General features: G+C 64.6%; 19 protein-coding genes. 9 read left to right on the forward strand and 10 right to left on the reverse strand.

Translation table 11 applies throughout. From position 1 onward, the window contains the following. Positions 1–296: 296 nt before the first annotated feature. On the forward strand, positions 297–917 hold the full coding sequence (locus tag CR105_RS10590; RefSeq protein ID WP_099788420.1) for an OmpW/AlkL family protein: 621 nt from the start codon (positions 297–299) through the stop codon (positions 915–917). 69 nt (positions 918–986) lie between these two features. Here CR105_RS10590 and yghU read toward each other — a convergent pair whose 3' ends face one another. Next, a complete protein-coding gene (yghU, locus tag CR105_RS10595; protein ID WP_099788421.1) occupies positions 987–1,823 on the reverse strand; it encodes a glutathione-dependent disulfide-bond oxidoreductase in 837 nt (278 codons plus the stop codon). 166 nt (positions 1,824–1,989) lie between these two features. Here yghU and CR105_RS10600 point away from each other — a divergent pair, with 166 nt between their 5' ends. Further along, a complete protein-coding gene (locus tag CR105_RS10600; RefSeq protein ID WP_099788422.1) occupies positions 1,990–2,310 on the forward strand; it encodes a DMT family transporter in 321 nt (106 codons plus the stop codon). Here CR105_RS10600 and CR105_RS10605 read toward each other — a convergent pair. Beyond that, entirely contained in the window at positions 2,307–4,448 is a 2,142-nt protein-coding gene (locus tag CR105_RS10605) for a putative bifunctional diguanylate cyclase/phosphodiesterase (RefSeq protein WP_099788423.1), read from the reverse strand. The genes CR105_RS10600 and CR105_RS10605 overlap by 4 nt on opposite strands. A gap of 231 nt (positions 4,449–4,679) precedes the next feature. Here CR105_RS10605 and CR105_RS10610 point away from each other — a divergent pair, with 231 nt between their 5' ends. Next, positions 4,680–5,543 carry a protein phosphatase 2C domain-containing protein gene (locus tag CR105_RS10610; RefSeq protein ID WP_099788424.1) on the forward strand — a complete coding sequence of 288 codons (864 nt, stop codon included), beginning with the start codon at positions 4,680–4,682 and terminating at the stop codon, positions 5,541–5,543. 442 nt (positions 5,544–5,985) lie between these two features. Here CR105_RS10610 and CR105_RS10615 read toward each other — a convergent pair whose 3' ends face one another. Then, positions 5,986–6,693: an NADPH-dependent F420 reductase gene (locus CR105_RS10615; protein WP_099788425.1), complete on the reverse strand. Its 708-nt coding sequence runs from the start codon at positions 6,691–6,693 to the stop codon at positions 5,986–5,988. A gap of 129 nt (positions 6,694–6,822) precedes the next feature. Here CR105_RS10615 and CR105_RS10620 point away from each other — a divergent pair, with 129 nt between their 5' ends. Together CR105_RS10620 and CR105_RS10625 are read left to right on the forward strand one after the other, a co-directional pair. After that, positions 6,823–7,680, forward strand: a complete 858-nt coding sequence (locus CR105_RS10620) for an alpha/beta hydrolase family protein (RefSeq protein WP_099788426.1) — start codon at positions 6,823–6,825, stop codon at positions 7,678–7,680. A gap of 29 nt (positions 7,681–7,709) precedes the next feature. Then, complete coding sequence (locus CR105_RS10625) at positions 7,710–8,123, forward strand: MarR family winged helix-turn-helix transcriptional regulator (protein WP_229413877.1); 414 nt, start codon at positions 7,710–7,712, stop codon at positions 8,121–8,123. A gap of 46 nt (positions 8,124–8,169) precedes the next feature. Here the strand turns inward: CR105_RS10625 and CR105_RS10630 are convergent, their stop codons facing one another. From CR105_RS10630 to CR105_RS10655, 6 genes are read right to left on the reverse strand one after another with little or no spacing between them, the layout of a single operon-like run. Continuing rightward, a complete protein-coding gene (locus tag CR105_RS10630) occupies positions 8,170–10,062 on the reverse strand; it encodes a hybrid sensor histidine kinase/response regulator (RefSeq protein WP_099788428.1) in 1,893 nt (630 codons plus the stop codon). Between the two features lies 1 nt (position 10,063). Next, positions 10,064–11,428 carry a sensor histidine kinase gene (locus CR105_RS10635; RefSeq protein ID WP_099788429.1) on the reverse strand — a complete coding sequence of 455 codons (1,365 nt, stop codon included), beginning with the start codon at positions 11,426–11,428 and terminating at the stop codon, positions 10,064–10,066. A gap of 1 nt (position 11,429) precedes the next feature. Beyond that, a complete protein-coding gene (locus CR105_RS10640) occupies positions 11,430–12,452 on the reverse strand; it encodes an ATP-binding SpoIIE family protein phosphatase (protein ID WP_099788430.1) in 1,023 nt (340 codons plus the stop codon). Continuing rightward, a complete protein-coding gene (locus CR105_RS10645) occupies positions 12,440–12,862 on the reverse strand; it encodes an ATP-binding protein (RefSeq protein WP_229413897.1) in 423 nt (140 codons plus the stop codon). Before CR105_RS10645 ends, CR105_RS10640 begins: the two co-directional genes overlap by 13 nt. A gap of 44 nt (positions 12,863–12,906) precedes the next feature. Next, positions 12,907–13,266: an STAS domain-containing protein gene (locus CR105_RS10650; protein ID WP_099788432.1), complete on the reverse strand. Its 360-nt coding sequence runs from the start codon at positions 13,264–13,266 to the stop codon at positions 12,907–12,909. A gap of 9 nt (positions 13,267–13,275) precedes the next feature. Continuing rightward, positions 13,276–14,133, reverse strand: a complete 858-nt coding sequence (locus CR105_RS10655; protein WP_099788433.1) for an STAS domain-containing protein — start codon at positions 14,131–14,133, stop codon at positions 13,276–13,278. A 356-nt stretch (positions 14,134–14,489) separates the two neighbouring features. Between CR105_RS10655 and CR105_RS10660 the strand changes: the two genes are divergently transcribed. The 3 genes from CR105_RS10660 to CR105_RS10670 all read left to right on the forward strand — a co-directional run bounded on the left by CR105_RS10660 (position 14,490) and on the right by CR105_RS10670 (position 16,732). Then, a complete protein-coding gene (locus CR105_RS10660; RefSeq protein ID WP_099788434.1) occupies positions 14,490–15,332 on the forward strand; it encodes a PA4780 family RIO1-like protein kinase in 843 nt (280 codons plus the stop codon). 118 nt (positions 15,333–15,450) lie between these two features. Beyond that, the gene (locus CR105_RS10665; protein WP_307189620.1) at positions 15,451–16,140 is read left to right on the forward strand and encodes a dienelactone hydrolase family protein; all 690 of its coding nucleotides are present in this window, start codon (positions 15,451–15,453) and stop codon (positions 16,138–16,140) included. 151 nt (positions 16,141–16,291) lie between these two features. Then, positions 16,292–16,732 (forward strand): Hsp20/alpha crystallin family protein, encoded by a 441-nt coding sequence (locus tag CR105_RS10670; RefSeq protein WP_099788435.1) that lies wholly within the window; start codon positions 16,292–16,294, stop codon positions 16,730–16,732. 106 nt (positions 16,733–16,838) lie between these two features. Here CR105_RS10670 and CR105_RS10675 read toward each other — a convergent pair whose 3' ends face one another. Beyond that, complete coding sequence (locus tag CR105_RS10675) at positions 16,839–17,930, reverse strand: LacI family DNA-binding transcriptional regulator (protein WP_229413878.1); 1,092 nt, start codon at positions 17,928–17,930, stop codon at positions 16,839–16,841. 149 nt (positions 17,931–18,079) lie between these two features. On the opposite strand from CR105_RS10675, the gene CR105_RS10680 reads away from it, so the two are divergent. Next, positions 18,080–18,463 (forward strand): response regulator, encoded by a 384-nt coding sequence (locus CR105_RS10680; protein WP_099788437.1) that lies wholly within the window; start codon positions 18,080–18,082, stop codon positions 18,461–18,463. Positions 18,464–18,493: the final 30 nt, after the last annotated feature.

The following is an 18,493-nucleotide window of genomic DNA, read 5'->3' on the forward strand; positions in this document are numbered from 1 at the left end:
CGACCATTTTTTAAACGGGTCTGACCCCAATTGTTAACAACTGACTTCTTCCCGTAGTTGCAGGCCTCCCGCGAACCCAAAAATTCGGGGTCAGACCCGTTTGATATTCGGAGCAAGGCATGCCAGTTTGTTTTTTAAACGGGTCTGACCCCATTTTCGTTCATCTGAGATTCGCGCGCCGATAAATGTGGTTCTGATACACTTTTCGGCATGGACATCAAATTTTTGACATACATCAACGACTTTGTTGGTCTCCATCAATAAACTTCCTCTCATACAAACGAAGAGGAAAAATAATGTTCAAGCGTTCAATGATTGCAATAACGGTGAGTTTGCTCGGTGTGTTCGGCGTAACGGCGCAGGTGCAAGCACAGGAAGGCCCATGGCTGGTGCGCGCCCGCGCCACGCAACTGTCGCCGGCCGATAAAGCGGCGCCACTGGGCGGTATCGGCGCGGCCGACCGGATCACCGTGTCAGACAAGACGATCGCCGAAGTCGATATCAGCTATTTCTTTACGCCGAACCTGGCCGCCGAACTGGTGCTGACCTATCCACAGAAGCACGACGTCATGCTCGACGGCGCCGTGATCGGCAGCTTCAAGCACTTGCCGCCGACCTTGCTGGCCCAATACCACTTCGATCCGATCGGACGCTTTTTGCCGTACGTCGGCGCCGGCGTGAACTACACGCGCATTTCCAGCGTGCATCTGCTGAACGGCGCGGGCGGGCTGGAAAACCACAGCTTCGGTCTGGCAGTGCAGGCTGGCGTCGACTTCAAGCTCGACAAGAACTGGTCGCTGAACCTGGACGTCAAGCGCGTCAACATCCGCAGCGACGTCACGGTCGCCGGCGCTGTCGTCAGCCACGTGAAAGTCGATCCGACCCTGCTGTCGGTCGGCGTCGGCTACCGGTTCTAGTCGCCGCGGCCCACGCGCGGCACGCATGAAAAACGCCACGCACATTGAGTGTGCGTGGCATTTTTTACGTCAGTCCAGATCGGCCGCATCGTGCCGTTCCGCCAACTGCTCATCAGGATTGCCGAACACCCGGTTCACCTTGCGGCCGCGGATGACGGCAGGGCGCGCATTGATTTCGTCAGCCCAGCGCTTGACATGTTTGTATTCGTGCACCGACAGAAATTCCGCCGCCTCGTACAACTTACCCAGCACCATCCCGCCATACCAGGGCCAGATCGCCATGTCGGCAATCGTGTACTCGTCGCCGGCAACAAAACGGTTGATCGCAAGATGACGGTCGAGCACGTCGAGCTGGCGTTTCGTTTCCATCGCGTAGCGGTTGATCGGGTATTCGTACTTTTCCGGCGCGTACGCATAAAAGTGGCCGAAGCCGCCGCCGAGGAAGGGCGCCGAACCCATCTGCCAGAACAGCCAGTTCATCGTCTCGGTGCGCGCCACGATTTCCTTCGGCAGGAAAGCGTCGAATTTTTCCGCCAGGTAGACCAGGATCGAGCCCGATTCGAACACGCGCACCGGTTGCTCGCCGCTATGATCGACCATTGCCGGGATTTTCGAATTCGGATTGATCTCGACGAAGCCGCTCGAAAACTGCGCGCCTTCGTCGATGCGCACCAGCCAGGCGTCGTATTCGGCGCCGGCGTGGCCAAGCGCGAGCAGCTCTTCGAGCATGATCATCACCTTCACGCCGTTCGGCGTGGCCAGCGAATACAGCTGCAGCAGATGCTTGCCGACCGGCAGCGCCTTGTCGTGCGTAGCGCCGGCAACAGGGCGATTGATATTGGCGAACTTGCCTCCGGAGGCGGCCGGTGCCCACACTTTCGGCGGCACGTAGGTGGAATCAGTCATCGAAGCTCCTTGCATTTGCGATCACCAATCATACCTCGCCGATCGGGCATGCGCTGGCGGCAGCCAATTCGCGTCCCGGCTATAATGGCACTGTAATTGGAAGAACGACTTCCCCCGTTTCGGGCGCCAATGTCCGGGACGGCCCGGCTCTTTAAAAGGAGCCGTCATGGCCTGGATAATGTTGGTAGTTGCGGGACTGTTTGAAGTCGTGTGGGCATTCTCGATGAAGCAATCGGAAGGCTTCACCAGACTCGTCCCCACCGTTGTCACCATCGTCGGCATGCTGATCAGCTTTGCCTTGCTGGCCCTGTCGATGCGCACGCTGCCGCTCGGTACCGCCTACACCATCTGGACCGGCATCGGCGCCGTCGGCGCCTTCATCGCCGGCATCGTCTTCCTTGGCGAGCAATGGAACCTCACGCGCGCTTGCGCCGCCGTGTTGATCGTCTCCGGCCTTATCCTGATGAAAGTGTCGTCGTCGCACTAGCCTGCGTGCCGGCCAATCGGTGGCGCTCTTAGGTGCGCCGTCGCGTACTGCATGAAGCCTTCCGCCGGCAAACCTGGCCTGTAAAGGAAGCCCTGGTAGGCATCGCAGCCGGCGTCATGCAGGAAATCGCGCTGGCCGATGCTCTCGACGCCTTCGGCCAGCACCTCCAGTCCCAGGCTGTCGCCAAGCGCGATGATCGAGCGCACGATCGAGGCGTCGCTGCGGCTGGTCAGCACATCGCGCATGAAGGTGGTGTCGATCTTGAGCTGGTCGAGCGGCAGCTTGCGCAGGTACGACAGCGACGAGTAGCCGGTGCCGAAGTCGTCGAGCGCGAACATCACGCCGAGCGCTTTCAGGTGCTCCATCTTTTCGGCGGTGCTGACGACGTCGGTCACCAGCAGGCTTTCGGTCAGCTCGAGCTTGACGCGGCGCGGGTCGACGCCGGTGGCGGCAAAAATTTCCTCGGTGTCGGTGACGAAGTCGGCTTCGAGGAACTGCAGCGCGCTGATGTTGATCGACAGCGTCAGGTGCTGCGTGGCCGCGCAGCGCGACCAGTGCGCCAGCTGCTTGCAGGCGGTCGCCAGCACCCAGTGGCCGATTTCGACGATCTGCCCGCTCGCTTCGGCCGCGTGAATGAAGTCGCCCGGCAGGATCATGCGCCCGTCCTTGCACTGCCAGCGGATCAGCGCCTCGGCGCCCAGCACCGCGCCGTCCGATCCCACCTGCGGCTGGTAGTACAGCACGAACTCGTCGTCGGTCAGCGCGCTGCGCAGCGACAGCTGCAGGTTCAGCTGCGCCACCATCGACTCCTGCATCACCGGGTCGAAAAAACGGTAGGTCTTGCGGCCTGCCGATTTGGCCTGGTACATCGCCGCGTCGGCTTTCATCAGCACCGATTCGACCGTCTCGTTGGAGCCGGAGAACAAGGTGATGCCGATGCTGGCGGTGATCGACTCGGAGTCGCCGGCCAGCCGCACCGGCGTTGCCATCAGTTCGAGGATGGTGCTGGCGACTTTTTCGGCACGCCGCGCGCCGCCGAGAAAGGTCTCGTCCTCGGCCGGCAGCAGCACGACAAACTCGTCGCCGCCCAGCCGCGCCACCATGTCGGTGGCGCGCACGCTGCGTTCGAGTCGGCGCGCCACCGCCTGCAGCAGGCAGTCGCCGGCGGCGTGGCCGCGCGTGTCGTTGATCGACTTGAAATTATCGAGGTCGCAGAACATCAGGACGCCGACGCGGTTGTTGCGCGCGCTGCCAAGCAGCGCGTGGTGCAGCGTGTCGAGAAAACGGGCGCGGTTCGGCAGGTCGGTCAGCGGATCGAAATATGCCATGCGGTGCACGCGCGCTTCGGCATTTTTGCGTTCGCTGATATCGGAGCTGATTACCAGGATCTTCGCCGACGTGCCGGCGTCCGCGTCGGCCGGCACCAGCGTCCAGCGCATCGCGGTATGCACGGTGGTGTCGTCGTGCAGCGCCAGGCTCATTTCACCGCGCCATTCGCCTTCGACCATCACCGCGTGATGAGCCTTGCGGTAGCCCGAGACCGGAATGGCAAACAGGTCGGCGTAGCGGCAGCCGATGGCCTGCTGCGGCACGACGCCAAACAGGCCTTCGGCGCCCTTGTTCCAGAAGATGATCGTGCCGGCCAGGTTCATGACGAAGATCGCGTCGCTCGCCTTGTCGAGCATCGATGCATGCTCGCGGATGGTCGCATCGGCGTTCTTGACGCTGGTATAGTCGGCCAGGAAGCCTTCCAGCGCGACGATCGCGCCGCTGGCGTCGACCACGGCGGCGCCTTGCTCCCAGATCCACTTGGTCGCGCCCTTCGAGGTCAGGATCCGGTACGACACCTGGTACGGTTTGCCCTCGGCGATGGCCGCCTCGATCTGCGCGGCCACCGCCACGCGGTCGTGCGGCTCGATGATGCTGGCGTAGGTGAGCTTCGAGGGCGGGCGGAACGCGTCGGGCGGATAGCCGGTGAGCGCTTCGATGCCGGCGCTGGCAAACTGCATCGTCGAATGCGCATCGTTGAGGCAGCGGTACACCGCGCCGGGCAGGTTCGACAGCAGCATTTCGAGCGACAGCGCGCCCCAGCCGGACTGCCGGGGTGGATGCGAAAGAGAGGTGCGGCGCTTGGTCATCGGTGGCCGTTTCTTGTGGCAGCCTTCACGGTCTTTGGCTTGGATTCGCGGTACGGATGAGTCCGTAACCGTGTAGCTAATATACGCAAAACTTGCGCGCATGTCGCGTCTCGCGTGAATCAGGCCATCACTATCGACCTCGAATACGCACACCTGGCCGCACGCTAAATTTTGCTAAGATACAACTAACAGCATTGGTAAGCTGGCGCGGCAAAAACGGAGGCGGACAGAGTGAACATCGAGCAGGTATCAACGGCGGCGGGCGGCCATAACGAGGACCTGGTATCGGTCTTTCGCGGCGAGCACTGCACCGATATTGTGATCATCGATGGCGGCACCTCGGTCGCCAAGCGCGACTACATCGACCCGGATGGCAGCGACGTTGTGTGGTTCGTCACACAGTTTTCGGCGGCGCTGCGGCAGTCGATCCGCGCCGGCCGGTCGCAGGACGACAGCGTGGCGATGGCCGCGGACGCGATGCGCTCGCAATTTGTGCCGCGCGCGCAGGCCGCGTCGATGCCGCTGTATGCATATCCGATCGCCGCGATGACGTGGGTGCGCGTGACCGAACACGATGCCGGCGCGACGCTCGACCTGTACTGTCTCGGCGACTGCAAGGCGATCCTGCGCCGGCCCGACGGCCAGGTCGTCGACCTCGACCCGTTCAGCAACCCGCAGGAACTGGTGCTGCAGGGCGAGATGGACCGGCTCAAGCGGGCCGGGGTGACCGATCCGGCGCAACGGCTGGCGGCGCTCATGCCGATGCTGCGCTCGCGCCGCGAATCGCAGCATGCGGCGCCGGCGCCGCAGGTGCTGTGCCCCGCGCCGCGCGGCCCGTTCCAGGCACGCCGCACCACCGCGCAGGCCGAACCGGGATCGATGCTGCTGGCGATGACGGACGGCTTCTCGCGCATTTACGATACCTACCATTTGCGCTGTCTCGATAGCCTGGTGCAGTGGTGTTTGCACGAAGGCCTGGCGCCGGCGCTCGCTTCCTTGCGCGCCTTCGAGGCCGACGGCGGCGACACCGGCCAGCAGTCGGTCAAGCGCGCCGACGATGCATCGGCAGTGCGCTGCATATTCGGCGCCGGCTAATTTTTTTGTGTGTGGGGATTGACCGGCACTGAGTCCATTGCGCTATGCCGTGTTTATATACAGTGGTTGATGGCGGCGGTATGTTGGTGAAAGTGGCTCGGATGTTCGAGGATGGCGGCTAAGGGAAGCGGTATTACGAATTAGGGACGACGATTGGAAGCTCGCAAAGTTAGTCACGCCAGGCGTCTCCAGCGCCGCCCACTTGTCCAGCTCCATGCTGAATGAAACAACTGCACACCTCGCTTTCGCACGGGGCCGGTTTCAGGTGACAAACCGGCCAAGATAGTTGTCGTCTTGAAAGAAGGGTAGCTCCCGCTAATGCGCTACCCGAAAAAATGAAGTGCCGACGATGCACGAGAGGCCTTTCCTGAACAGTTTCTGCGAACGCGCCCCAACGACACAGTAATGAACATTTGCGACTCGCGCTGCCCAGAATGCGCGGTTACATGTTGGTGGCGCGGACTAACCGAACGCCCCAATCCTCATCGGGATTGGTTGTGCCGTCCCCAAGGCGCTTCTGCATGACCGCAACGCCGAGGTCACGGCGCTGCGGCAACCTGTCTCGCTCAGCGGCATCCAGGGCAGCGCCGATCTCAGCATAGGAAAGATCGGTGCAATAGACTGGGGCTCCCGGCTGCTGGCGCCACGAGTCTGCGAGGGAGCCGGCGTCGAAGGCATCCAGACCGGTATCATTGACCAGTGACATGGCTACCTTTCGACCGTGATCTCGATCTGCGGCAACTGGAATGGCGATCCGATCGAATGCTCCGGCCGGCTTGGCCTTCTTGGCCAGTGAAGCTGAGCCGATTGCATTCCATGCTTTGGCGATAGGGCGACCAAGCTGCTCGGCGACCCAGAGGCTTTCCGCCTGTCCGCGCTCGATGGCGTCGATCTTTTCGTCGCGGAAGGGATAATAGTTGGAGGTGTCGATAACCACTGTCTCCTCCGGGAGACGAGCGACCAGCGGCGCGATTTCGATAAGTGCGTTTTCAGTGGTCACAGCGTGTGCGCCGGAGGCCAGAAGTTCTGGATCAATCGTCTCAGGCCCGCGCGAATTAGCGACTTTCACATCATGCCCGGCCTGGCTTAAGCGCAAGACGAGCGTCTTGCCGATGTTTCCCGTACCCAAAATTCCAGTTTGAGCGAACATCGACGCGGCTGGCGCAGATCATCTTCGACCCGCACGACTGAGGCTCAACCAGGCGCTTTCGAACACAGACGTTGAGCTTGTGGCCACATCGTGCTAAAGTCGTTAACACGTTAACGATATATCCAGGCCATGACCAGCGAACCACATCGTATTGCGCTACCGAACGGCGACGTCGTCGAGGCGACTCTTTGGGAAGTGCCGGGCGCGAAAGCGGTCATCCTGGTGCACCCGGCCACCGCCGTGACGCAGCGGTATTACGAACCATTTGCGCACTACCTGTCGCAACTGGGGTTCAGCGTAGTCACGTACGACTACCGCGGCACCGGCCGCGCGCGGCCCGCGCTGCGCGGGTTCGCGGTATCGATGTCCGACTGGATCGACCAGGATGTGGGCGGCGTTACGCGCTGGGCTGCCGGGCGCTTTCCCGATGTACCGCTGCTCGCTGTGGGACACAGCCTTGGCGGGCACGCGCTGGCCCTGGGCGTCGGTATCGGTGCTCTGCGCGCCGGCGTGATGATCGCCTCGCACGCGGGCGTGACGGCCACCATTCGCGGCGCCGCCGAGCGCGCTCGGGTCTGGCTCGTCATGCGCGTCCTGACGCCGCTTTTGTGCCCGCTGTTCGGCTACATGCCGGGCCGTCGATTTGGCCTTGGCGAAGACCTGCCGCGCGGTGTCATGCAGCAGTGGAGCCGATGGACGGCGATGCCCAACTACTTTTTCGACGACCCGAACATGGACGCGGCGCGGCGCATGGCGACGGTGCGCCTGCCGCTGCTGGTGTTGGGATTCGAGGACGACCCCTGGGCCAACCGCGTCGCCATCGACAAGCTGACGGCGCCGCTGCTCAACGCGCAGATGGAGCGCCGGCACATTACGCCAGCCGAAGCGGGCCTTGCCGCGATAGGGCATATGGGGTTCTTCCGCAAGCGCGCCGAAGCGACGCTGTGGCCCCTGGTCGGGAACTGGTTGCTGGCGCAGAGCAGATGAGCGGACCTCGGAGCCCGCCTCGCTTTGTCATGCTGCTCAATCGCGCGCAGCGCGTGGTGCAGCGATGGATAGAAACGCGTCCCGGTGCGTGGGACGGCGCCAGTTCGGCGCAAGCTGGCATGCTGTTCTTCCTCGCCTCGCGCAACGGTGCGGTCATCGGCGAAATCGCCCAGGCTTTGCAGGTAGCGCCCGCCGCGGTGACGAACCTGTCGAAACGCATGGAAGCGGCAAATCTGGTCGAGCGCTTCGCCGACGCCGACGACGGCCGCCTGACGCGGCTGCGCCTCTCGCCAGACGGCCAGCGCGCCAAGGACAAGGCTACGAAGGTGCTTGAGGACTTGAACGCGCGCCTGAGCGACGGCTTCTCGCCGGATGAACTGGCGACCGTAGCCAGGTGGCTGGCGCATGTAGTGGAACTAGAAAACGACATCGCCCCGCGCTAGCGCTCTCTTGGGCCGATGGCCACTCTCGCGCATAGGGTCCGTCAGATCAGGTTGCGCGCAGCGCGGCCTGCAGGTCAGCCATCGCCACCGGCTTGACCAGGTGGAAGTCGAAGCCGGCGTCGCTGGTCTTTTCGCGGTCGTGCGGCGCGCCGTAGCCAGTGTGGGCCACCAGGCGCGTATGCGCCAATGCCGGCAGCGCGCGCAGGCTGCGCGCCAGTTCGGCGCCATCCATGTCGGGCAGGCCGATGTCGAGGATCATCACGTCCGGCGTGCGCAGCGCCGCCAACGCGAGCGCGCTGGCGCCGTCGTGCGCCAGTTCGACCGTGTGGCCGAGCGCGACTAGCAGGTCGCGCATCATCTCGGCCGAATCGACATTGTCGTCAACCAGCAGGATCGACAGCGCCGAACCGGCTCCCGGCAGACCTCCCGCACGCGGCACTGGCGTGGCCTCGGCCGGCGCCGGCATCAGCGGCAGCGCGATCGTGAACGCGCTGCCAAGGCCGATGCCGGCGCTGCTGGCCGTCAGGCGGCCGCCGTGCATCGTTACCAGGGTCGACACCAGCGACAGGCCGATCCCGAGACCGTCGTGCGCGCGGTCCGGCGCAAAAGCGCCTTGCGCAAACATGTCGAAAATGCGCGGCAGGTTTTCGGCGCTGATGCCGATGCCGTTGTCGTGCACCGTGATGTGGACCATCGCGTTGGACACCACTTCGACCACCAGCCGCACCGCGCCATTCGGCGACGTGAACTTGGCCGCATTGTGCAGCAGGTTGCCGATCGACTGCGCCAGCCGGACCGCGTCGCCCCATACCCACAGCGGCTGCGCCGGCGCCGTCACTTGAATCTGGTGATGGCGCGCCTGCAGCACCGGCGCAGCCGTCTCCAGCGCCGCCTTCAGCACGCCGTCGAGTTCGACCGCCTCCTGGCGCAAGGTAAGTTTGCCTTCCGAGATGCGGGCGACGTCAAGCAAATCGTCGACCAGCCGGGTCAGGTGGTCGACCTGGCGCGTGATCACCGCGCGCGCCTTGAACTGCACCGACACCGCGTCCGGTCCGGCGCGCCCCAATAGTTCGACCGCGGTGCGGATCGGGCTGAGTGGATTGCGCAGCTCGTGCGCCAGGGTAGCGAGGAAGTCGTTCTTGTTCTCGTCGGCCGCGCGCAGCCGGCTTTCCATCGCCTTGCGCCCGGAGATGTCGCTGGTGATGCGCGCGATGCGGTACGGCTGGTCCATCGCGTCCTTGACGACGAAGGCGCGGTCGCGCACCCAGCGCATGGCGCCGTCGGGCTGGGCGACGCGGTACTCCTCGTCGTAGGCGCCGTGCTCGCGCAGGCCTTCCCAGCGCTGCAGCAGCGCGGCGCGGTCGTCCGCATGGACGCTGGCGGTCCAGTCGCCGGGCGCTTCGGCCAGGCGCGCGCTGTCGCGGCCCCACATCGCGTCGTAGGCGGCACTGACATACAGCAGGGCGCCGTCGGTCAGCGAGAACATCCAGAACACGTCGTCGATGTTCTCGGCCAGCTGGCGGAAGCGCTCCTCGCTGTTTTTCAGGTCGGCGCGGGTCTGCTGCAGGCGCAGCAGGGCGCGCACGTTGGCCACCAGCTCGTCGGCCTCGATCGGCGCAGCCAGGTAGTTGTCGGCGCCGCCTTCGAGGCCGCGGATCTTGTCGTCGCGCCCGGTCAGCGCGGCCGACGTTTGCAGCACCAGCACGTCGCAGGTGGCGGGATTGCCCTTGATCCGGCGGCACACTTCGATGCCGTTGATATCGGGCAGTTTGACATCCAGCAGCACCAGCGCCGGCTCGACCCGCGTGACCATCAGCAGCGCGTCGGTGCCGTTGGCCGCCTCCTCGACGCGAAAGCCGGCGTTGAGCAGGATGCGCGTCTTGACGTAGCGCGCGCCGTCGTTGTCGTCGACGTTGAGGATCAGGGTGTCTTGGTTCATGTCAGGCGGTCCGTTCTGGCTGGAGTGCGGAACGACGAGGAAGTGTCAGGGTAAATGTGGAACCGGCGCCGGCAGTGCTGCGCACTTCGACCTGGCCGCCGAGAAGCGCGGCGAGCTGGCGGCACAGCGGCAGACCCAGACCGGTGCCCTTGGCGCCGCGCTGCAGCGGATGCTCGATCTGGCTGAACTCTTCGAATATCAGGTGCAGGTGATCGGGTTTGATGCCGATGCCGGTGTCGGTCACGGCAAAGCGGATCAGGTCCGGATCGGGATGGGCTTCCAGGCGCACCGCCACTTCGCCGTCTTCGGTGAACTTGAGCGCGTTGGAGACGAAGTTGCGCAGTATCTGCGCCACCTTGCCGTCGTCCGACATGAACGTCACCGGTTCGGCCGGCTCGACGAATTGCAGCTCCACCCGCGGGTTCTGCGCCAGCGGCCGCAGCATCCCCTTCAGGGCGCTGAACAGGTTGCCGACGTCGATCGGCGCGATCGAGATCTCGACCTTGCCGGCCTCGATCTTGGCCAGGTCGAGCAGGTCGTTGACCAGCGTCGACAGGTCGTTGGCGGCGCTGGCGATGAACATGATCTGGCGTTCCTGCTCGACCGAGAGGTCGCCGTCCATGCGGTCGAGCAGCAGCTGGGCCAGTGCGCGGATCGACGACAGCGGCGTGCGCAGTTCGTGGCTGGTGTTCGATAAAAAGCGCGACTTCATTTCGTCGGCCTTGCGGATGCGCTCGGCCTTTTCCTCGATCTCGGCGTACAGCGCCACCACGCCGCGGTTGGTGTCTTCCAGTTCGCGCGTCAGCGCCAGCAGGTCGTCCTGGCGTTCGCGCAGTTCGGCCAGCGCGCCGGCCAGTTCGTGGTTCTGCTGCTGCACTTCCGAAAAACTGGTTGCGGCCGGACTTGCCGCCAACTGCGCGCCCAGCGCGGCCAGGTGCTCGGGATCAACCGGCTGGCCCGGCCGCAGCGCTTTTACCATCGACACCGTCAGCGCATGGTCGGACTGATAGCTCACTTCGCAGCTATCCATCAGGCGCCGCGCGGTGATGATGGCGGTATCGAACTGCTTGCCCAGCACGTCCGGCTCGGCGCCGCTTTGCAGCGCCACCCGCTCGGCGCCGCCGTTGTCGCGGATCGTCACCACCAGCTCGCGCCGGCGGCCGGTCTGCTCCAGGGTGAACAGCGCGCGCCCGCCGTACACGTGGCGGCACACGCAGCGCGCCACTTCCGACACCGCGGTGGCGATGCGCACCTGCTCCTGCTGGCCGAAGCCGAGCATGCTTGAGAGCTGGCGCGCGCGCTGGCGCACCGTCACCACGTCCTGCGGACCCTCGATGCCGAGGTTGAGGATGCGGGTGCTGTCCATGTCAGCCGTGGCCGAGGTAGCGCATCACCAGCACGCTGGCGTCGTCGCGCGCGCGGCCGAAGTCGCGCAGCAGCACCGCCGCGATCAGCGCCGGGTTGCAGGCGGCCAGGCCAGGGTAGCTGGCCAGGTCCCACTGGGTGCTGATGCCGTCCGACGCCATGATGATCAACGACCCTGGAGGGCAGGGGTGGATGAACTCCTGCACCTTGCGCATGTTGTGGCCGACGATGCCGTTGTGCGACACCATCTGCTTGCGTACGTCGCCGTCGATGATGCAGGCGGCGATATTGCCGATGCCGGCAAAGCGCAACTCGTCGCTGGCGAAATCGAGCTGCGCCACCGCCATCGCCGCGCCGCGCGTGGCGCGCATGGCCAGGTGGCAGTGGTCGATCTGCGCGGCGGGACCCAGCGCCGGGCGTGCCGCCAGCGCCGCCAGCGCGGTGCGCGCCGCGGTCGCCGCATCGGCGCCGTGGCCGAGGCCATCGACCGACATCAGGCTCACGCCGCCGCGCAATTCAGCAATCGCCCAGGCGTCGCCGCATTCGTCTTCGCTGGCGATCGGAATGCACACGGCGCCCACTGCCAGCTTGTCGGGCGGCGCGGCGCCGTTCCACAGCCGCATGAAGAACACCGCGCCTTTGTCGCGCGGCGCGTAGGCGTCGAATTCGTCGGCCAGGCGCCGCATCGCGCCCAGTCCGGTGCCGGCGGTGCCGACACTGGACACGCCATCTTGCAGCGCGTTCGACAGGTTGGCGATGCCCGGTCCGCGGTCGAACGCGAGCACGTCGATGCCGCGCACCGGGCCCACCTGCGCCTGCGACAGGAACAGCCGGCCTTCGCCGGCGTGCTTGAGGATGTTGGTGGCAGCTTCGCTGATCAACAGCGCCAGCCGGCCGGCGCGGGTCTCGTCGAGGCCGATTTCGTCGGCCATGCGCTGGCCGGCGCGGCGCGCCGCGGCGATATCGCTGGAGTGGGTGATGGCGAAGGCATGATGCGATTGCAGCGAACTGATTAACGTTTCCATTTTACGATCACAACGACTGTGCCTTCCCCATGCTTGCTATCAATATCGAAGTCGTCGACCAGGCGCTTGGCGCCGGACAGGCCCAGGCCCAGGCCGCCGCCGGTGGTGTAGCCATCGGTCAGCGCGAGGCCCAGGTCGGCAATGCCGGGTCCGTCGTCGGCGAATGCCAGCCGCACGCCGTGGCGAAAGCCATCGGTCAGGCAGGCGACATGCACTTCGCCGCCGCCGCCGTACTTGATGGTGTTGCGCGCCAGCTCGCTCGCCGCCGTCACCAGCTTGGTCTGGTCGACCAGACTCAGTTTAAGCTCGATGGCGCGTTCGCGCACCACCCGGCGCAGCAAGACGACATGCTCGTCGGTGGTGAGCGGCATTACACTGTGCGACGTCATGCCGGCGCCGGGCTCGAGCATCGGCGATACGTAGCGCACGGTGGTCTGCGGCGCGGAACGGTCGCTCATTTCAGGTAGTTCTTCCCGAGCAGCGCCATCCCGCGTTCGACGTTAAGGGCGGTCTTTACGCCCGGCAGCGTCAGCCCCAGCTCGACGAGCGTGATCGCCACCGCCGGCTGCATGCCCACGAGCACGGTCTGGGCGTCGAGCACGCGCGCCATCGACGCCGTGTTGCTGATCATGCGGCCGATAAAGGAGTCAACCAGGTCTAGCGCCGAAATATCGATCAGCACGCCCTTGGCCTCGTCGCTAACGATGCGCTCGGTCAGGTCGTCCTGCAACGTCATCGCCAGGCGGTCGTGCATGTCGACCTGGATCGTCACCAGCAGCAGGTCGCCGATGCGCAGAATCGGAATACGTTCCATGATTATTCCTTAAGCGCGCGTGATCGTCGCGCCGACCCGTGCCAGTGCGACGACAAAGGCGTCGGCCAGGGTTGCCTTTGTGACGACGTCTTCCAGGCTAACGCCCAGGTGGACGATGGTTTGCGCGATCTGCGGGCGGATGCCGCTGATGATGCAGTCGGCGCCCATCAGGCGTGCCGCGGCGATGGTTTTCATCAGGTGCTGGGCGACTAGCGTGTCGACGGTCGGCACGCCGGTGATGTCGATGATGGCAATCGCGGCGCCGGTGTCGACGATCTTTTGCAGCAGGCTTTCCATGACCACCTGGGTACGGGCGCTGTCGAGCGTGCCGATCAGCGGCAGCGCCAGGATGTCTTGCCACAGCTTCACGACCGGTGTCGACAGCTCGAGCAGTTCCTGCTGCTGACGAATAATGATCTGGTCGCGGCTCTTCTGGAATACTTCAATCGTAAACAGGCCCAGCTTGTCGAGCAGCGTGCTGATGCTCCACAGCGCGGCGGCGAGTGCCTCCGGCTCGTTGCCGAGCTCGTTGCGCATTGTGCCGAACAGCGATTGCTTCAGTGAGAATATGAATGTTGCCGTCTCGCTTGGAGTCGAACCCTGCTTGGCGCGCGCGGCCGAGATTTCGGTCAGCATGTCGCGAATTTCGTCCCATGAGCGGCCGTCGATATCGTCGGTGCCGCCGGTGCGGGTGGCCTGGGCGAGCAGGGCGAGGAACTGGCTGCAATGGCGCCTGAGCTGCTCTTCCGAGCTGGCGTCGCTGCGTACCATCACTTTTTTGAGGTTGGCAATCCAGTCCGCCTGGATTGCTGCCTGCTGCTGCTCAATTAATGCGCTGATACGGTTGCTGCTGTCATTCGTGCTCATTAGGTTCCCCGTTGAAACTGCTCAGCCGCGCTCAACGCAGGCAGGCAGGAGTTTGTTTGGCTTCATATCGTGGTGATGGTTGACAGCCCGAGGCCGGCCGCTGAATTGGCCGCCCATAACGGTATGTGCGTTCCCGAAACTGTACATAGGCATTGATGCTTTTAGTAAAATTTCGTCAACCGTGCGCAACGATATTTAGGGGGCTTCCAGTGCGGCAATTCGAGGGGGCGTATGGTGTGGCGAGCCCGGCGCTGAGTTAGAATGCGTCGTTACGCTGGGCGGCCATCCGGCCAGTCCACCCCATCACCAGAAGCGAAGTTAGCGACGGTTGCCACGCGCCGTTGCACGCACCATTCATGAAAACACCAAAAAGATTACAGCCCCTGGTTGACGAAGGCCTCATCGACGAAGTGTCGCGCCAGCTCATGAGCGGCAAGGAAGCCATCGTTTATGTGGTGCGCAGCGGCGACGACGTGCGCTGCGCCAAGGTCTACAAGGAGGCCAACGAGCGCAGCTTCCACCAGGCCGTCGCTTACCAGGAAGGCCGCCGCGTCAAGAACAGCCGCCAGGCGCGGGCAATGGAAAAGGGCACCCGCTACGGCCGCAAGATGGCCGAGGAAGTGTGGCAGAACGCCGAAGTCGATGCGCTGTACCGGCTGGCCGCGGCCGGCGTGCGCGTGCCCACGCCGTACGTCTGCTTCGAAGGCGTGCTGCTGATGGAACTAGTCACCGGCGCCGACGGCAACGCCGCGCCGCGCCTGAACGACGTGCCGCTCACGCCCGAGCTGGCGCGCCAGTATCACACCGCGCTGCTGCGCCAAGTGGTGCTGATGCTGTGCGCCGGCGTGATCCACGGCGACCTGTCCGAGTACAACATCCTGGTCGACGCCGATGGCCCGGTCATCATCGACCTGCCGCAGGCGATCGATGCGGCCGGCAGTTCGGTGGCCGGCGCCATGCTCGAGCGCGACGTCACCAACCTTGCCAATTTCTTTGGCGCCGTGCTGCCCGAACTGATCGGCAGCCAGTACGGCGAGGAAATCTGGAACATCTACCAGGCCGGCCTGCTGACGGCCGACACGGCGCTGACCGGCCATGTCGCCGCGCCCGACACGCCGGCCGACGTCGGTGCCGTCATCCGCGAGATCGCGCTGGCGCGCGAGGAAGAGGCGGACCGGGTGGTGTATTCCGGCGCCTAGCCGGGCGCGATTGACCAAGATCAAACCGCGCATTGAGCTTCCGCCGATAGACTGGTCTTTTCAAGCTGGGCGCGATGGCGCCTGGCTGCAGCTGTCGAGCGTTCAGGAGACCAGCACCATGATGTCGATTCGGCCGACCACGCCGGCCACCGAGCGCGAGGTCAGCATCGCCGCCGGCGCGGTGCAGCTCGAAGCGATCCTCGGCGAGGTGCCGGACCCGGTCGGCGTGGTCGTCTTCGCCCACGGCAGCGGCAGCGGCCGCAAGAGCCCGCGCAACCACTACGTCGCACGGCAGCTGCATCGGGCCGGCATCGCCACGCTGCTGATCGACCTGCTTTCGGTCGAAGAGGACCGGGAATTTCGCATGCGTTTCGACATCGGCCTGCTGCAGCCGCGCCTGGTGGCCGCCTGCGCCTGGGTGCGCGGCGTCGACCGCTACGCCGGCCTGCCGCTGGGCCTGTTCGGCGCCAGCACCGGCGCTGCCGTCGCCTTGCGCGTCGCCGCCGCGCTGCCGGACGACATCTCGGCGGTGGTCTCGCGCGGCGGCCGGCCCGACCTGGCCGGCGTGCCTGCGCTCGAACTGGTACGCGCGCCGACCTTGCTGATCGTCGGCGCCAACGACCAGCAGGTCATTTCGCTCAACGAGGCGGCGCTGGCCGAACTGCGCTGCGACGCGCGCATCGACATCATTCCCGGTGCCAGCCACCTGTTCGAGGAAAGCGGCACGCTCGAAGCGGCCGCGGCGCTGGCGGTGGCCTGGTTCGCGCGCCATTTCGCCGGCGTCGCGGGCGGCGCCGTCCGTCCCTGAGCGCTGCCACAAAGCGCTTCGTCGCGACCGCGAGCGACGCAATAAATTCGCCCTCGCAGCTTGAGAAACATCAAATTAACGAAGGGTTGCGCTCTTATGATGGGAAGTGCCTGGCCAGTCCAGGGCTTTTTATTGGAAAGGAGCTTTTACCATGGCAAACAGTCTCAGCCGTTTCGATCCTCTCGCCGAGCTTGCCCGCATGGACCCGTTCCGCGGGCTCGACGAGATCTTCAATCAATCGCTGCTTGGCCCGCGCCTTCGCGCGACCGGCATGACGCCGCGCATGGACGTATCGGAAAACGACCAGTCGTACATCGTCAAGGCAGAAATCCCGGGCGTCAAGAAAGAGGACATCAAGGTCAATATCGACGGCAACCAGGTGTCGATCAGTGCGCAGACCGTGCAGGAAACCGAGCAAAAGCAGGAAAACATGCTGATGACGGAACGCTCGATGGGCCAGTTCTATCGCAGCTTTACCTTGCCGCAAACGGTGGACGACAGCCAGGCCAAGGCTGAGTACCACGACGGCATCCTCGAGCTGACCTTGCCCAAGAAAGCCGGCGGCAGCGCCAAGACGCTGCAGATCGACTGATGTCGGCGGCGTGGGCGGTTGCGGCTCCGCCCACGCCTGCATTAACAGCCGTCATCCTCGCAACTGGCGGCGGTGATGTGCGGCGCCGGCCAGCCGAGTTCTCGTCTCAGCACGCCGGGCCCAGGCGCGCGGTCGCGCCGTCGATGACCTTGGCCGAAAACATGCGCCGCTGCGGCGCCGCGGCGCCCGCGCCGATCAGTCCCATCAGCATCTCCACGGTGGCCTGCGCCATCTGCGGCACCGGCTGGCGCAAGGTCGTCAGGTTGTAGCTGAGCCAGCCGGCCGGCCCGCTGCCGTCAAAGCCGGTCACCGACAACTGGCCCGGGACATCGATCTTGAATTCGTGCCGCGCGGTGTCGAGGCAACCGATCGCCATCGCGTCGTTGCTGCAGATGATGGCGTCGGGCACCTGGCCGAGCCGTCCGATGATTTCGCGCAGTCCGCGCGCGCCGCTGGCGTAGTCGTGCTCGCCGCTGACGCGAAACGGCGGCGCCAGGCCCAGTTCGGCGAGCCGATCGGCAACGCCGCGCATGCGCTCCTGCGCGATCGCCGAGCGCGCCGGCCCATCGATCAGCGCGAAACGCTGGTGGCCGGCGGCAGCCAGCCGGCTGGCCAGCGTACGGGCAGCGCCGGCCTGGTCGCACACGATGGCGCTGACGCCGCCGTCGCCCAGATGCCGGTTGAACAGCACCACCGGCACCTGGCGCCGCTCGAATTCGCCGGCCTGCGCGCCGGACAAATGCGCCGCCACCACCGCGCCGTCGACCTGGTGCTGCCACACATCGGCCAGCGTCGCGCCCAGGTCCGATCCGCGCGGCTGCGAAAACAGCAAGATGCGCATGCCGAACAGGGCGAACTGCCGGCTCAGTTCGGCCAATAGCTCCGGATAGTGCAAGGTGACCATGTGCGACACCACCAGCGCGACCAGGTTCGAGCGGCGCGTGTTGAGGCTGCGCGCGGCGGCATTCGGCGTGTAGTCGAGGTCGGTGGCGGCTTGCATCACGCGGGCGAAAGTTGCTTTCGAGACGCTGGCGCCGGGCTTGAAACAGCGCGATACCGCCGACTGCGACACCCCGGCCACGATTGCCACGTCGTATGACGTGACGCGCCGCGATTCCCGGTGGATCAATGCCTTGATATCGGCCACGGTGTGGCTCTGCTGAGGTAGCGTGATGGTCATCGGGCAAGTGTAACTCAAATTATTACCTTACGGCAATAATATGTCTGTACAGCACTACACCGAGCCGATCCGTGTCACGCTTTCGTCCCCATTAAGGCGCAGGCAACGCATACAATAGTGACGCAGCTCATCAAATCTCACCATTCGGTGGAACGACAAGGCAGCCTATGACGGCAAGAATTCTATTAATCGAGGACGACTCTGCCAGTATGGAGTTGATGCTTTATTTGCTGAAAAGCTTCGGCTTTACCACCATCTTCGCGTTCGACGCCGAGGATGGCCTCAGACTTGCCGGCTCCACGGCCCCCGATCTGATCCTGTGCGACGTGAACCTGCCCGGCATGTCGGGCCTTGCCTTGATGCGCAATCTGAAACAACTATCCGGATTGCGCCGAGTGCCGATTATCGCCGTGACGGCGATGGCGATGGCCGGCGATGAAGATGGCCTGATGTCCCTGGGATTTGACGGCTACATTGGCAAGCCGATCGATCCGGAGCAGTTGCATGAGCAACTGCTGAGCTACCTGGAATTGGATCAGCGCGCGAAATAGCCGGACACGGTTGGCCAGGCTCCTCTGCAG

This window comes from Massilia eurypsychrophila, assembly GCF_002760655.1.
Taxonomy (GTDB): domain Bacteria; phylum Pseudomonadota; class Gammaproteobacteria; order Burkholderiales; family Burkholderiaceae_D; genus JAFCUW01.